The organism is Bacillus thuringiensis (genome assembly GCF_001182785.1).
In the GTDB taxonomy this organism is placed as follows: Bacteria; Bacillota; Bacilli; order Bacillales; family Bacillaceae_G; genus Bacillus_A; species Bacillus_A thuringiensis_S.
The window spans coordinates 615,819-631,895 of record NZ_CP012099.1 but is presented as its reverse complement, the minus strand read 5'-3'; the positions used below and the strand labels follow the sequence as shown (position 1 = coordinate 631,895).

The window sequence follows — 16,077 nt, the reverse complement described above, 5'->3', positions numbered from 1 at the left end:
AGCCTTGTGGCTCCTATTTTTTCGTTCAATTACTTTATTTCTGGTTGAAACTTGTATGGAATGGCTACTTCTAATAAAGATTCAAATCCTCCGTCATAGTATGGGAAGCGCTCATTCGCAATTGTTCGATTCACCCACTCTATTGCAGAAATTTCACCTTCATCTTCCGCAATAAGTTCACCTTTTACCACATTTGCTCGGAATGTAAAAAATAGCGCATGATTCCCTGATTCTTCAAAGAATTTTTCATTGATAGCAACAAGTCCACCTAACGCAGCAGTTAAACCTGTCTCTTCTTTCACTTCTCTTATTAGTGCTTCCTCTAATATTTCACCTTTTTCCACAGCCCCGCCTGGCAATGACCAAACGTTTTGTTCTACATTATGTACCATTAATATTTTATCTGTTTCTTCGTCATGTATTAGTGCATATACGACATCAACTCTTTGCATGTTGCATTTCCCCTTCAATTAACTCATCCATTGTAAATAAGGAGTGCAACTGCAATCCATCTTCTAATAAGTTATCTCTTCCTTCTTTTGTTCGTTCAATCACACCTAGAACATGATTAACTTTCGCACCTAGTTCTCTTAAATCTTTCGTGCTTAATAATATTTGACCGCCTGTCGTAATGACATCTTCAACAACACAAACATTTTTCCCAGCAATATCAACACCCTCTGCCAACTTACATGTGCCGTACTTCTTCGCTTCTTTTCTTACAAATACGACTGGTATACCTGTTTGTAAAGATAATGCCGTTGCTACTGGAATTCCTCCCATCTCTAAACCAGCGAGTGCTTCTGTATCAGGAGGAATGAGCTCTTTCAACTGTTTAGTAATTTCTAATAACAGTACTGGATTAGATTCAAATAAGTACTTATCAAAGTATTGATTTGATACTTGTCCTGATCGAAGTTTAAATGTTCCCGTTAAACGTGACGTATTGTAAATTTCCTTTGCTAACTCCCATTTCTCCATTCCTTGTCTCCCCTTTACACACAAATTAACTCATTCTATCACATTTGTAATTATTTGCATATTCCAAAAATACAAATAAAAAGAGTCGATTCCTAAGAATCGACCCTTCCTATTAATTCATCACTAACTCAGCTGCAAGCTTTTTTTTTAACTTAGCCAGCATGTCAGTTGTCATTTTATCTAAATCGTATTCTGCTTTGAAGCCCCACTCTTTCATTGCTGCTGTTGCGTCAATAGAGTTTGGCCAGCTATCAGCGATTGTTTGACGAGCTGGATCTACTGCATAATCCATTGTAAACGTCGGAATGTGTTTACGAATTGACGCTGCAATTTGCTCTGGCTCGAAGCTCATTGCTGTAATGTTAAATGCATTTCTATGCACTAGCTTACTTGGATCAGCTTCCATTAATGAAATGATCGCTTGTAAAGCATCAGGCATATACATCATGTCCATATATGTTCCTTCTGCAATGTATGAGGTGTATACACCTTTTTTAATCGCCTCATAGTAAATTTCAACGGCATAATCAGTCGTTCCGCCTCCTGGAGGAGCTACATAAGAAATTAAACCTGGGAAACGGACACCGCGCGTATCTACACCAAACTTTTGATAATAATAATCACATAGTAATTCTCCTGCTACTTTGTTTACCCCATACATCGTAGTAGGACGCTGAATTGTATCTTGCGGTGTATTATCTTTTGGCGTCGATGGACCGAATGCACCGATAGAACTTGGCGTGAAGAACTTACAGTTTAATTCACGAGCTGCTTCTAGAGCATTTACAAGTCCACCCATATTTAAATTCCATGCAAATAACGGATTTTTTTCTGCTGTTGCTGAAAGTAAAGCTGCTAAATGAATAATTGTATCTACTTCATTACGCTTTGCGATATCATGTAATTTTTGTCCATCTGTTACATCTAATGTTTCAAATGGACCAGACGTTACTACTTCACTATCTGTTTCACGAATATCTGTTGCAATAACATTTGATGCGCCGTATACATCACGAAGTTTCATTACTAGTTCAGAACCAATTTGCCCTAAAGAACCGGTTACTAGAATTTTTTTCATTTTCCCCACTCCTCATTTGCAAGCTATTCAAAAGATGTCGTTACTTAAATGATGCCCATTTCTTTCCCTACTTTTTCATACTTACGAATTGCTTCATCTAACATTTCTTTCGTATGAGCTGCTGTAGGCATATTACGAACACGACCTGTTCCTTTTGCTACAGTTGGGAACACGATAGATTTTGCGTATACGCCTTCTTCATTTAGACGTTTACTAAATTCTTGTGTTAATACTTCGTCCCCAATAATACAAGGTGTAATTGGCGTTTCACTTTCCCCAATGTTAAAGCCAAGTTCTTTTAACCCTTGTTTTAAATAGCGACCGTTTTCCCATAGACGATCATGTAACTCTGTGCTTTCCATTAAGATTTCAATTGATCTCATGCAAGCTGCCGCATCAGCTGGTGTTAATGCTGTAGAGAATAAGAATGGACGTGAACGAACTTTTAACCAGTCAATTAAGTTTTGTTTCCCTGCTACATATCCACCAATTACCCCAATTGCTTTTGATAATGTACCAATTTGGAAATCAACTTTATCAGAAAGACCGAAGTGCTTTACAGTTCCTGCACCTTTTCCAAGTACACCTGAACCGTGTGCATCATCTACGTATGTCATTAAATCTAACTCTTCTGCAATCTCAACAATTTCTGGTAGTTTTGCAACATCTCCATCCATTGAGAAAACACCGTCTGTAATTACCATTAATTTATTATAAAGACCTGATTCTTTCGCCGCGATTGCTTTTTGGCGTAAATCTTCCATATCAGAATGTTTATAAACAATAATTTTTGCTTTTGATAGACGACTACCGTCAATAATAGATGCATGATTTAATTCGTCTGAAAGAATCGCATCATTTTTATCCATAACAGCTGAAATCGCTGCCATATTACAGTTAAATCCTGATTGATAAGCAATCGCTGCTTCTGTATGTTTAAACTTTGCAATTGTTTCTTCTAACTTAATATGCAAATCTAAAGTACCGTTAATTGTACGAACAGCCCCTGCTCCAACACCGTACTTATGAATAGCACCAATTGCTGCTTCTTGCAAACGGCTATCTGTTGCTAATCCAAGATAGTTGTTTGAAGATAAGTTAATATATTCTTTTCCGCCAATTGTAATGATTGGTCCATTCGAACTCTCAAGCGGATCAATTACGTTATAAAGCCCCTTTGATTTTAAATCCTCTAAATTTTCTTCTAAAAATTTCGCAAGTGTTTTACTAGACATTGTGAAGCCTCCCATCGTTCATGTAAGCGGATTATTGTCTTAATAGTTCTAATAATCCCTCTACTAGCTTAACACGTTTTCAGAATTTATTATAGAAAAATAGTTTAAAGTAACCGCTTACAATTCTAGATTATATATGATTCATTACAATAAATCTATCATTTACTTTTCATATTTGATAGAATTAAAAAAATATTTAGGGAGGCTTCAAACATGGCATTTACAGAATCTGATGTATACAATAACACAGCATTTTTCGAACAATATATGAAACGAAGATACCGAGAAAATAGCCCAAATGAATCCATTGAAAAACCAGTATTCTTTCAGCTCATTGGTCATGTGCAAGGAAAACAAATTCTCGATTTAGGCTGTGGTGATGCTAAGTTTGGTGCGGAATTATTAGAAAAGGGATGCTACTCTTACACCGGCATTGAAGGCTCCGAGCTTATGTATGGAAAAGCTAAAAAACAACTAGAAAATAAAAATGGATCTGTTCATTTTTTAAACCTCAAAGATTATACCTATCCCTCTTCCACTTTTGATTTAGTAACCTCTAGACTCGCCTTACATTATATTGAACATCTTGATATCATTTTTCAAAATGTGTTTCAAACTTTAAAAACAAATGGCACCTTTACCTTTAGCGTTCAACATCCCGTTATTACTTCTTCATTTGAAGGCTTACAAACAAGTGGTAAAAGAACGAGTTGGCTCGTCGATGATTATTTTAAACTAGGCAAACGGGTTGAACCATGGATTGACCAAGAAGTTATTAAATATCATCGTACAACGGAAGAGTATTTCACATTATTACAGCAAGCCGGATTTACCATTACATCATTAAAAGAAGCTACACCAAATCCAACCTATTTTCAAAATAAAGAAGAGTATAAACGTCGCTTACGAATTCCTCTCTTCCTCTTATTTTCTTGTACCAAATAAAAAAACGATGAATCACTCATCGTTTTTTTATCTCATTGCCTGAGCAACTTCTTTAACTACACGTCTTCCTCTTCCGTGCGGGATACAAAGCGGTGTTCCAAACAACGGATCCGTACTAATTTGACACTCCATTCGGAATACATCACGTACTAGTTTCTCATCTACCACTTCTTCAGGTTTACCTTGTGCATATATTTGTTTATCTTGAATTGCTACAATGTTATCTGCATAGCGGCATGCTAAATTCAGATCATGTAATACCATAACAATTGTTCTTTGTTCTGTTTCATTTAATTCGAATAATAAATCTAGCACTTCAATTTGGTGAGTCATATCTAAGTATGTAGTTGGCTCATCCAGTAAAATGATATCTGTATCTTGTGCAAGTGTCATTGCGATCCAAGCACGTTGACGCTGCCCACCTGAAAGAGCATGCACATCACGCTCAGCAAATTCTGTCATACCTGTTGCTGCAAGTGCCTTCTGTACCATTTCCTCGTCTTTTTCTGACCATTGCTTCAGCCATGTTTGATATGGATAGCGTCCTTGCTTTACAAGTTGTAATACTGTAAGTCCTTCTGGTGCTTGTGGTCCTTGCGGTAAAATCGCCATTTGACGAGCAATTTGCTTCGTTTGCATACTTTGAATTGCTTGATTATCTAACAAAATATCACCATTTGTTGGCTTTAATAATCTGGCTAGTGAACGTAATAAAGTTGATTTCCCGCAACCGTTAGAACCGATAAAAATTGTAATTTCTCCTTTTGGAATTTCTAAGTTCAGCTCATCAATAATAATTGTTTCACCATAAGACAACGTCAAGCGTTTCGTCTCCAATGCTTTTTGCATATTCATCTCCCTTTATGAATTCCGACTTTTATAAAGTAAATAAATGAAATAAGGTGCACCAATTGCTGATGTAAATACCCCTGCTGGAATTTCAAGTGGTGTGAAAATTGTACGCCCTATTAAATCTGCAGCAAGTACTAGAATTGCACCGACAATAGCTGCAACTGGGAGTAATGCACCGTATAAAGAACCAACTAATCTTCGTGAAATATGAGGTGCCATTAAACCGACAAATCCAATCCCTCCGGCAAAAGCTACCGCACCACCAATTAAAGCTGTACTAAGTAATAACATAAATACACGCGACTTCGTTAAAGGAACCCCAAGTCCTACCGCTATATCATCCCCTAGCTCTTGTGCATTTAAATGCCTAGCTGCGATAAATGATATTACTGTTAAAATGAGAACCCAAGGCGCAAGTACCATAACATTTTGCCAAGAAGAGCCGTAAACGGTACCCGTAATCCATACATTCGCTTGGCTCGCTTGATAAATTGGTGCTAGCAACATAAATAATGTTGTCGCCGCCTTCGTTAATGCCCAAAATCCAACACCAATTAAAACGAGACTAATTGGTGATAATCCATCATTTTGCCATGCAAATAAGTATACAAAAACCGCTACAATCGTTGCTCCTGCAAAAGCTGCGAGCGGCATATAATGAATACTTACCGTTAGTGCATTATTTTTATCACTAAATAACGCTAAAAATAATACAACTGCGACACTTGCCCCGCCCGTAATCCCGATGATATCAGGAGAAGCAAGCGGATTTCGAACGAGCCCTTGTAAAATACAGCCCGCTACCGCAAGCGCAATTCCTACGAGGATAGCAATTAAAATACGTGGCATACGAAACTTATTTACAACCATATTTGACATTGCATCGCCATTTCCGGTAATTGCTTGCCATACGTCATAAGGAGCAATTTTCATGTCTCCCATACCTGCGCTCGCAAAGAATAATCCTATTAAAACAACTAGTAAACTTAACAAGACGAGACAAGCTCGTTTATACATTAAAAACGAGAGCTCGCCTTTTCCTATACGAAACGGAATATATTTCTTCATTTGCTAAGCCCTCTCTTACGTGCAATATAAATAAAGAACGGTGCTCCAATAAATGCTGTCATAACTCCTACTGGTACTTCTTGTGGCATAATGACATATCTTGCTGCTATATCAGCCAATATTAGTAGTATTGCCCCTAACAATCCGCTATAAGGTACTCTCCATCTGTGGTCAACTCCAACAAGAAATCTAGCAAAATGCGGAGTAATAATTCCAATAAATCCAATTGGACCAGCAACCGCAACTGAACCACCAGACAACAGTACAATAATAAGTAACACGAATGATTTCATTAAAATTGTTCGTTGTCCAAGTCCTTTCGCGACGTCTTCTCCCATCATCAATGTATTTACTTTCCCTGCCATCATAAGAGATGCAATCCATCCTATTAATAAATATGGGAATACAGATTGTAAAATTTCTAACTTTCTCCCTTGCACAGATCCAGCAAGCCAAAATAATACCTCTTCAAGTGCTTTTTCATTTAACACAAGTAATCCTTGTGTTAATGATGAAAATAACGCACTAATTGCGACCCCTGCTAACGTTAACTTAAGAGGAGTAGTCCCTTCTTTTCCTAAAGAACTAGAAGCAAATACAAGTACAGCTGCAACCGCAGCTCCTAAAAAGGCAATCCATGTGAAAGCTGATAATGATGTTACTGAAAAGATTACAATTGCTACAACTATGAAGAACGCAGCACCTGAATTTAATCCAATAAAATCTGGAGAAGCAAGTGGATTCTTAGTTAAAGTTTGCATAAGACAACCCGCGATGGCTAAACTAGCACCAACACTTGCTGCTATAAGTGCCCTTGGAAGGCGCACATTTTGAATAATAATATGTTCATTAGAACCATTAAAATGGAAAAAAGCATCTAGCGCTAATTTCCAGCTCGTATTTGTATATCCGAAAATAATACTTCCCCAAATACAAATAACGACTGCAATGATTCCAACAAATAATCCAATCCATTTTGCTTGATTTGTTTTTAATAACATGCAGCGTTTCCCCTTCAATGTATAATGATACGTTGTAAGTGTATTTCAACTTAATTCTTATTGTCAACGGAAATGAGAATTATTTTCAACCATATGTATTGACAATCAAAAGATAAAGGCTTAATATCATGCTTGCTATTGAAAAATATTCTCAACATGTAGGGGGTACATAATGAATTTCATGCGGAAAAAATCGTTTACAGTATTTGTATTTTTACTAGCATTTTCAATGCTTTTAAGCGCTTGTGGAAAAGCAAATAACAAAGAAGAATCTACAAAAGAAGATAATAAAAAAGAAGTGGTTACTGTAGAACATGCAATGGGTAAAACAGAAGTTCCTGCTAATCCAAAACGTGTAGTTATCTTAACAAATGAAGGAACTGAAGCTTTACTTGAATTAGGTGTGAAACCAGTTGGTGCTGTAAAGTCTTGGACTGGTGACCCATGGTATCCACATATTAAGGATAAAATGAAAGATGTAAAAGTTGTTGGTGATGAAGGACAAGTTAACGTTGAAACAATTGCTTCTTTAAAACCAGACTTAATTATCGGTAACAAAATGCGTCACGAAAAAGTGTACGAACAACTAAAAGCAATTGCACCTACTGTGTTCTCAGAAACATTACGTGGGGAATGGAAAGATAACTTCAAATTTTATGCAAAAGCATTAAATAAAGAAAAAGAAGGTCAAAAAGTTGTAGCTGATTACGAATCACGTATGAAAGATTTAAAAGGCAAACTTGGCGATAAAGTAAATCAAGAAATCTCTATGGTTCGTTTCATGCCTGGTGATGTTCGTATTTATCATGGCGATACATTCTCTGGTGTTATTTTAAAAGAACTTGGATTTAAACGTCCTGGAGATCAAAACAAAGATGATTTTGCAGAGCGTAACGTATCTAAAGAGCGTATTTCTGCTATGGATGGTGACGTATTATTCTACTTCACATTCGATAAAGGAAATGAGAAAAAAGGATCTGAACTAGAAAAAGAATATATAAACGATCCTCTATTTAAAAATTTAAATGCCGTAAAAAATGGTAAAGCATACAAAGTCGACGATGTTATTTGGAATACAGCTGGCGGTGTAATGGCTGCTAACCTATTACTAGATGACATCGAAAAGCGCTTTGTTAAATAATACATCTCTAGCCAGCACCCTCCTATGGTGCTGGCTATTTTCTATTTCACTGAAGTGTCACATTATTTCATTTTGTATTTTTATTCCCAATATGTTATATTATAAAAGTAAATAGAATATATTTTCTCTATATCAGAATAGATGTTTTAATCTAAATTTTCTGATTAATCACTATTTTATTTTATTTTAGAATTCAATTATTACATTTGAAAACGCTTATCATCTCGTTTTCAGGGCAAAATACAGTAACGGTTGAAGAAAAATAGAACTTTTTTAGAAATTTTCTTTCTATTTCCATATAATTCTATTGACTTCTAAATATTTTGTAAATTAAAATGATTACATAAATATCCGTTATACAGGATTAGGGGGAAACAAAAATGGATGCAGCTTTAAAATTAGACAAAGCTGGAGAGCAACAATCACAAAAAAAACATCCACCAGGGTTGTACTTGTTGTTCTTAACAGAAATGTGGGAAAGATTTAGTTATTATGGAATGCGTGGCCTTTTAGTTCTTTATTTAACAACTGCTGCTGTTAGTGGCGGGTTAGGATTTGATAAGGCAGTCGCAGTGCAATTATATGGTACTTTTACAGCGGCAGTATATTTCATGCCAATTATAGGCGGATGGCTAACGGATCATTATATCACAAGACGTCATGCCATTACTCTCGGCGGAATCATTATGGCAATCGGCAATTTTGTACTATTCTCAATGAATACAAAAACAGGACTATTCCTTGGATTAATACTATTAGTTATTGGTAATGGATTCTTCAAACCAAATATTTCTACACTGTTAGGTGAATTGTATGGCGAAAATGATTCACGTCGTGACAGTGCATTTACTATCTTCTATATGGGTATTAACGTAGGTGCTTTCTTTGCTCCACTTATTTGTGGATTTTTAGCAGAAGATTTCTTTAAAACAAGCGCTAATGGCGTTATTGTAATGGGATATAAATACGGATTCTTAGCAGCTTGTATCGGTATGATTATTGGACAAATTGTTTTCAACTTATTAGCTCCTCGTTACCTTGGTAAAGCAGGAACAACAGTTGTTGGTAAAAAATCAAAAGATCAACCTGTAATCGAAAAGAAACCTTTAACAAAACAAGAGAAAAACCGTACTTGGGCAATTGTAATTTTAACTTGTTTCGTAGTATTCTTCTGGGCAGGATTTGAACAAGCTGGTAGTTCTTTAACACTTTATACAAATAAATTTGTAGATCGTACAATTTTCGGTTGGGAAGTTCCAACATCTTGGTTCCAATCCGTTAATCCAGCATTCATCGTACTACTTGCACCATTTGTATCTATGCTATGGTTAAAACTTTCTAAAACAAAACGCGGTGATTTAAACGTGCCAACAAAAATGGCATTTGGTATGATTTTACTAGGTATAGGTTATCTTGTTTTAACATTAGCAGTTCTAAAAACTGGAAGTAGTGAAGCAGATATAACTGTAAAAGCGAATTTATTATTCATCGTTATCACTTATCTCTTCCATACAATTGGTGAGTTATTCTTATCACCAATCGGTCTATCAATGGTAAGTGCAATCGCTCCTGTAAAATTAGCATCATTACTAATGGGGGTATGGTTAGCTGGTACGGGTATGGCTAACTGGTTAGCAGGTAAACTTGCTTCCTTTACACAATCATTAGGATACCTTGAAGTATTTGCAAGTATCGGTATTATCGTTATCGTCTTAGGACTTGTACTCCTTCTCTTCTCTAAAAAAGTTGCGAGTATGATGGAATAACACACAAAAAGACGCTTCTAAAATTAGAAGCGTCTTTTTTATTATTTCTCCTCTAAAGCTGTCACGTCCACATGAACGCTCTCACCAGGATTAGATATATCATACACTTGAGCACTCCCCTTCTGCTCATCACAGCTCTCAATCCATACTGGTACGCCCTCATATGTAACGTCAATTCTACTTGAAGAAGATAAGATTTGTTTCACACGTTTCACATCCATACTAATATCCCTCCTTTTGCTTACTACACTCCTTTCTATTTTTTCTTTTCCTTTTAGAATATATTCCGTAAAGCAGCATGTTGATTGATAGTCATTTCTTCCTCACATGCTAATATTTACTCTCTCGCTACCTTTCTGACAAATAAAAAAAGACGTATATTCCACACGTCTTTTTCCATAATATTCAAATTTTAAGAAAATAATGTTTTTACTACCGCACTTACTTTATCATTATGGATTTGGTAATACACTTCTAAGCCTCGTCTTTCAAAGCGCACTACTTTATTTTGCTTTAACTTCGTTAAATGTTGTGAAACCGTTGATTGCGGAATTTCTAATACTTCCTGTAGTTGTGTTACATTACATGTTCCTCTTTGCATAAGTTCCATTACTAGACGTAGACGAAGTGGGTGAGCTAACGCTCTTAACATTTGTACATCTTCTTCTGAAATACGACATTCGAATTGATTTTGGCTCATAAAGTTCCCCTCATTTTCGTTTTTATTTGCGTTTTTATTTGCGTTTTTATGTTCTTTTTATTTATTTATATATCTGTTCTTATATTTCCTGTTACGACATAACTTTATCAACCTATAAAGCCGAAAAATTTTTCCATCTTCATCAGCAAAAATTCAGGAAAAAATCCTTGCTGATTTTGAATATTATACTATATGATATAACGAAAAAGCAAAATAATGGCCTACGAATACTTTGCTTGCAAACGTTGTTTTATCAGGCTTTTTGTTATATTTTCACCTCATTGAAATGCACAGTAACGGTATTGTAAAATATCGTCTATAATTGATAACCTTTCGTAATGTAGTTGAACTATACTTAACCTCTTTGTTACGCTAAAAGGAATTTTCAGTAAAAAGAGATGATATGGTATTAAAAATTTGTTTCTTATTTTTTATTCGTATTGCAAGCGGTTGGATTGTTGTGAAAGACTTCCTATTAAATCCACTCACCGTTCCTCCCTCACTAGATCAAACAGGACAGATAAGTGGCATATATCAAACTTTATACTCTATATAAAATACGGCATCTAATATACACCTATAGGAAACATGCCATCTGAATAAGCAAAATAATATGCAAATAATTTATACAGCACACTTAAATTCATTTAAGTGTGCTTTTTGTCTACTTTATGAACAAAGCTTTTCTTTTAACACTATTATGGAATAATTATACTTTTTTACGTTGACAATAGTGTTGAAGGAGAATATACTAAGCATGTAAGTTGATTGTGAATAGTTTCACAAATAATGTGAATTTCTTCACATATAATAGATAGGAGTTGTCATTATTATGAGTACTTGGACACAAATTTATGACCCATTAAACAATATTTGGTTATCTGCACTAATCGCAGCACTTCCAATCTTTTGTTTCATCATTTGTTTAATGGGATTCAAAATGAAAAGCTACATGGCTGGTCTTTATAGTGTGATTGTCGCTATTATCCTTGCAATATTTGTTTATAAAATGCCAGCAACAGTAGCTGTAGCATCTGCCGGATTCGGTGTTTTATCTGGATTTTATCCAATTTGTACTATCGTTATTGCCGCAATTTTCCTTTACAAATTAACTGTTAAAACAGAGCAATTCAATATTATTCGCGATAGTATTTCAAGCATTACAAATGATCAACGTTTACAAGTATTATTAATCGCTTATTCTTTCGGTGCTTTCTTAGAAGGCGCAGCTGGTCTAGGGGTTCCAGTTGCTATTACAGCTGCACTACTTGTCGGTATGGGCTTTAATCCATTAAAAGCAGCAGGTATTTGTTTAGTAGCTAATATTGCTGGTGGTGCTATGGGTGCTATGGGTATTCCAGTTACAGTACCAGCACAATTAACTGAACTTGACGCATTAACTATTGGTCGTCAAACTGTTCTTATTTTACCTTTCATTAGTATTATCTTACCTTTCTTACTTGTTTCAATGGTCGATGGAATTAAAGGTATTAAAGAAACTTGGCAAGGTATTCTTGTAAGTGGTGTTTCTTTCGCAATTACTCAGTTCCTTGTAACTTACTTCTTAGGTGCAGAACTTACTAACATTTTCGCAGCCGTTGTAAGTATGATTGCTCTTGCATTATTCTTACGTGTTTGGCAACCAAAATCTTCTACTAAAGAAGAAAAACAAGAAACTAAAGTATCACATACATTCAATCAAATTTTATATGCTTGGTCTCCATTCGTATTCTTAACTGCATTTGTAACAATCTTTAACTTAAAACCGATTAAAGCTTTATTTGCTCCAGATGGTGCTTTAGCAAACTTAGTATTTAACATTCAGTTCCCTGGTCTTCATAATGCTGTTATGAAAACTACACCAATTACAAAAGCTGATACACCTTTCGCAGCTGTTTTCAAATTTGATGTATTCTCTTCTACAACTACTGCGATTGTACTAGCAATTATCGTTTCACTTATCGTTTACCGCGTAAAAGGTAAAATGGTTAAAGAATTAATGATTGAAACAATGAAAGAATTAAAAGCTCCAGTATATACAATTTGTAGCGTTATCGCTTTAGCTTACGTAGAGAACTACTCTGGTATGTCATCTACACTTGGACTTGCATTCTCTTCTACTGGTAATGCATTCCCAGTTCTTTCTCCAATCTTAGGATGGATTGGCGTATTCATTACAGGTTCAGTAGTTTCAAGTGGTTCTTTATTCGCACCACTTCAAGCAGTAACAGCAGACCAGTTAAACATCGTTCCTTCTACACTCGTTGCCTTAAACGTAGTAGGTGGTACAATGGCAAAAATGGTTTCACCACAATCTGTAGCAGTTGCTTGTGCCGCAGTTGGACTAGTTGGTAAAGAATCTGCTCTATTTAAAACAGCAATGAAATACAGTTTAATCTTCTTAGCTGTTATTAGCTTACTTCAATTAAACGCTGTATTTAATATCTTTTAAAAATAAAACACCGATCCAAATTGAAGTGAACCCGAATAGTGGTACATGAAAAAAACACCTCCTGAATTCGCATACTAAGTATGCAAATTCAATGGAGGTGTTTTTGGTTTGAAGACAAGAGTTCATTACCCAGAAGAAATAAAGTGGAAAGTGATTGAAATGAAAAAGGATGGATATTCCAATCGGACCATTATGGAGAAGTTTGGAATTAAAAATGTTTCCCAAATTAAGACATGGATGAAGTGGTATCGTACCGGTCAAACGTACCGTTTTCAACAACCTGTAGGAAAGCAATATTCTTATGGAAAAGGGCCAAAAGAGTTAAATGAATTGGAACAGCTACGGTTAGAAAATAAACAGTTAAAAACAAAATTACTGATATGGGGAAAGTATCCGGAAATCGAAAGGAGTTGAACCTGGAAACTGTAGTTACTTTATGGACCGATTTCAAAACAAAACTAACGGTAAAAGAATTGTGTAATGTATTAGAATTACCCCGGTCTACATTTTATCGTTGGTTACAACGAACAGTGGACCTAAGAGATGAGATAGAAGAGAAAATAAAGGATGTTTGTCTTCGGCATAAATTACGATATGGATATCGAAGAGTGACCGCAACTCTTCGGAAAATGGGACTGTGTGTGAATCATAAAAAAGTATTACGAATCATGAGACAAAATCAGATTCTCTCAAAAGTTCGTCGAAAGAAAAAGAAATATATCAGTGGTGCGGAGCCAGTAATAGCCCCTCATCGATTGGAACGCCAATTCGATGCATCCGCACCAAATGAAAAGTGGTTTACGGATGTGACGTATCTATTATTTGGAGAGCGTACCTTGTATTTATCAACGATTATGGATGCCTTTAATCGTGAAATTATTAGTTATGTCATCAGCGAGTCCCAAGCACTGCCATTAGCAATGAAGACATTAAAACAAGCAATGAGAGGGCGAAAAGTAAAAGATGTCCTTCTTCACTCAGATCAAGGAAGTATTTATACAGCGAAGGAATTTCAAGCATATGCCAAAGAAAATGGCATTATCACCAGCATGTCCCGGAGAGGAAATTGCCATGATAATGCCGTCATGGAAAGCTTCTTTGGTCATTTGAAAAGTGAAGCCTTCTATTCACAAGAGATAACAAAAGTATCCAACACAACTGTGCGAAAGATTGTGCTAGAATACATTCATTACTACAATTGTGTGCGAATTCAAGAAAAATTAAACCACCTATCCCCTAAAGAATTTAGGGAACAAGTGGTTTAGGTGTTTTGATAGGTGTCCCGTTTTCAGGGTTCACTTCAAAATGGATCGGTGTTTTTCACATTACATTTTTTTATTTTTTAATAAAGAAGCTCCAGCAATTTCAGGATGTGTCATTTCAAATGGATCTAAAATAATATCCAATTCCTCTTCTGTCAGTACACCATGCTCTAAACATAACTCCCTAACAGATTTTCCTGTTTCAATTGCTTCACGTGCAATGCGAGATGCTGCTTCATAACCAATATGAGGATTAACTGCTGTAATAATTCCAACACTTTTCTCAACATATTGCTTCAGCAATTCTTCATTTGCTGTAATTCCTTCAATACAATATTCACGGAATACACGGAATCCGTTATTCATAATACTGATAGATTGAATTAAATTAAATACAAGCACAGGCTCCATTACATTTAACTCTAATTGCCCTGCTTCTGATGCTAAGCAAATTGTATGATCGTTTCCGATTACTTGGAATGCGACTTGGTTAATTACTTCTGCCATAACTGGATTTACTTTACCTGGCATAATAGATGAACCTGGCTGACGTGCTGGCAATTGAATTTCAGCTAACCCAACACGTGGTCCAGAAGCCATAATACGAAGATCGTTTGCAATTTTAGACATATTCATCATACATACTTTAAGTGCTGCAGATACTTCTGTGTATGCATCTGTATTTTGCGTTGCATCAACTAAATGCTCTGCACCAACAAGTGGGAATCCACTAAACGTTCTTAAATGTTTTACTACTTGTTCAATATACGTAGGATTTGCATTTAATCCTGTACCAACAGCTGTCGCCCCCATATTCACTTCATATAAATGTTGACGAGACTGTTTAATTCTTTTTATATCACGTTCAAGCACTCGGCTATACGCTTCAAATTCTTGTCCAAGGCGAATTGGAACTGCATCTTGTAAATGTGTGCGTCCCATTTTAATAACGTGATCAAACTCTTTTGCTTTTTTACGAAAAGCAGAATGAAGTTCTTCCATTGTAATAAGAAGCTCTTCTAACATCATAAGAGTTGCAATATGAATCCCTGTTGGAAACGCATCGTTCGTTGATTGGGCCATGTTCACATGAGTATTTGGGCTAATTTTCGCATATTCCCCTTTTTCATATCCAATACGTTCTAACGCTCTATTCGCAATTACTTCATTTGTATTCATATTAATAGAAGTTCCGGCTCCGCCTTGAATAGGATCCACAATAAATTGATCATGAAACTTTCCATCAACAATTTCTTGCGCTGCTTCTGCAATTTCATGTCCAATGTCCTTAGCTAAATAACCAGTATCTATATTCGCAAGTGCCGCCGCTTTTTTCACAATTGCCATTGCTGTAATGAGTGATGGATGAATGCGGTATCCTGTAATTGGGAAGTTTTCTACGGCACGTAATGTTTGTACACCATAATAAGCTGCACCTGGTACTTCTTTTTCACCTAAAAAATCTTTTTCTATACGTATATCCTTCGTTGCTATCATTTTTATCACCTATACTTTTTCATTCTAAATCCTTATCCAAAAAATCCGCCCTCTAAAAACACGAGTATCATTCAGAAGAATTTTTCAGTATCCACCTTC

16 protein-coding genes are annotated in these 16,077 nt (G+C 35.8%); 6 read left to right on the top strand and 10 right to left on the bottom strand.

Going from position 1 to position 16,077, the window contains the following annotated elements; all coding sequences use genetic code 11:
- Positions 1-29: 29 nt before the first annotated feature.
- The 4 genes from AC241_RS03235 to AC241_RS03220 all read right to left on the bottom strand — a co-directional run bounded on the left by AC241_RS03235 (position 30) and on the right by AC241_RS03220 (position 3,294).
- Positions 30-452, bottom strand: coding sequence for an NUDIX hydrolase (locus tag AC241_RS03235; RefSeq protein ID WP_050842547.1), 423 nt, complete (start codon positions 450-452; stop codon positions 30-32).
- On the bottom strand, positions 439-981 hold the full coding sequence (pyrE, locus tag AC241_RS03230; RefSeq protein WP_000417032.1) for an orotate phosphoribosyltransferase: 543 nt from the start codon (positions 979-981) through the stop codon (positions 439-441). The genes AC241_RS03235 and pyrE overlap by 14 nt, the downstream gene beginning before the upstream one ends.
- Positions 982-1,093: 112 nt before the next feature.
- Positions 1,094-2,059, bottom strand: coding sequence for an L-threonine 3-dehydrogenase (locus tag AC241_RS03225; RefSeq protein ID WP_029441548.1), 966 nt, complete (start codon positions 2,057-2,059; stop codon positions 1,094-1,096).
- Positions 2,060-2,103: 44 nt separating this feature from the next.
- Positions 2,104-3,294, bottom strand: coding sequence for a glycine C-acetyltransferase (locus tag AC241_RS03220; protein WP_000095906.1), 1,191 nt, complete (start codon positions 3,292-3,294; stop codon positions 2,104-2,106).
- Between the two features lie 213 nt (positions 3,295-3,507).
- On the opposite strand from AC241_RS03220, the gene AC241_RS03215 reads away from it, so the two are divergent.
- A complete protein-coding gene (locus tag AC241_RS03215; protein WP_050842545.1) occupies positions 3,508-4,239 on the top strand; it encodes a class I SAM-dependent DNA methyltransferase in 732 nt (243 codons plus the stop codon).
- 27 nt (positions 4,240-4,266) lie between these two features.
- Here AC241_RS03215 and AC241_RS03210 read toward each other — a convergent pair whose 3' ends face one another.
- The 3 genes from AC241_RS03210 to AC241_RS03200 are packed head-to-tail and all read right to left on the bottom strand — an operon-like array spanning position 4,267 to position 7,160.
- Complete coding sequence (locus tag AC241_RS03210; RefSeq protein ID WP_001167953.1) at positions 4,267-5,088, bottom strand: ABC transporter ATP-binding protein; 822 nt, start codon at positions 5,086-5,088, stop codon at positions 4,267-4,269.
- 12 nt (positions 5,089-5,100) lie between these two features.
- The gene (locus AC241_RS03205) at positions 5,101-6,159 is read right to left on the bottom strand and encodes a FecCD family ABC transporter permease (RefSeq protein WP_000760059.1); all 1,059 of its coding nucleotides are present in this window, start codon (positions 6,157-6,159) and stop codon (positions 5,101-5,103) included.
- The gene (locus AC241_RS03200) at positions 6,156-7,160 is read right to left on the bottom strand and encodes a FecCD family ABC transporter permease (protein ID WP_000925211.1); all 1,005 of its coding nucleotides are present in this window, start codon (positions 7,158-7,160) and stop codon (positions 6,156-6,158) included. Before AC241_RS03200 ends, AC241_RS03205 begins: the two co-directional genes overlap by 4 nt.
- 172 nt (positions 7,161-7,332) lie before the next feature.
- Here AC241_RS03200 and AC241_RS03195 point away from each other — a divergent pair, with 172 nt between their 5' ends.
- Entirely contained in the window at positions 7,333-8,301 is a 969-nt protein-coding gene (locus tag AC241_RS03195) for an ABC transporter substrate-binding protein (RefSeq protein ID WP_043936518.1), read from the top strand.
- A gap of 380 nt (positions 8,302-8,681) precedes the next feature.
- Positions 8,682-10,067: a peptide MFS transporter gene (locus AC241_RS03190; protein WP_043936519.1), complete on the top strand. Its 1,386-nt coding sequence runs from the start codon at positions 8,682-8,684 to the stop codon at positions 10,065-10,067.
- A gap of 41 nt (positions 10,068-10,108) precedes the next feature.
- On the opposite strand, the gene AC241_RS03185 is transcribed toward AC241_RS03190, so the two are convergent.
- Complete coding sequence (locus AC241_RS03185; RefSeq protein ID WP_043936520.1) at positions 10,109-10,288, bottom strand: acid-soluble spore protein H; 180 nt, start codon at positions 10,286-10,288, stop codon at positions 10,109-10,111.
- 191 nt (positions 10,289-10,479) lie between these two features.
- On the bottom strand, positions 10,480-10,767 hold the full coding sequence (locus AC241_RS03180) for an ArsR/SmtB family transcription factor (RefSeq protein WP_000081428.1): 288 nt from the start codon (positions 10,765-10,767) through the stop codon (positions 10,480-10,482).
- A gap of 403 nt (positions 10,768-11,170) precedes the next feature.
- On the opposite strand from AC241_RS03180, the gene AC241_RS34240 reads away from it, so the two are divergent.
- From AC241_RS34240 to AC241_RS03165, 3 genes are all read left to right on the top strand, one after another.
- Positions 11,171-11,323 (top strand): hypothetical protein, encoded by a 153-nt coding sequence (locus tag AC241_RS34240; RefSeq protein ID WP_155417043.1) that lies wholly within the window; start codon positions 11,171-11,173, stop codon positions 11,321-11,323.
- A 276-nt stretch (positions 11,324-11,599) separates the two neighbouring features.
- Positions 11,600-13,219 (top strand): L-lactate permease, encoded by a 1,620-nt coding sequence (locus AC241_RS03175; RefSeq protein WP_016083562.1) that lies wholly within the window; start codon positions 11,600-11,602, stop codon positions 13,217-13,219.
- 108 nt (positions 13,220-13,327) lie between these two features.
- Positions 13,328-14,484, top strand: a protein-coding gene (locus AC241_RS03165; protein WP_155417042.1) for an IS3 family transposase whose coding sequence is annotated in 2 segments (ribosomal slippage) — positions 13,328-13,577 and positions 13,577-14,484 — 1,158 coding nt in all. Because the reading frame shifts where the segments join, the coding sequence is not laid out codon by codon here.
- Between the two features lie 60 nt (positions 14,485-14,544).
- Here AC241_RS03165 and aspA read toward each other — a convergent pair.
- Entirely contained in the window at positions 14,545-15,978 is a 1,434-nt protein-coding gene (gene aspA, locus AC241_RS03160; protein ID WP_043935524.1) for an aspartate ammonia-lyase, read from the bottom strand.
- Positions 15,979-16,077 lie beyond the last annotated feature (99 nt).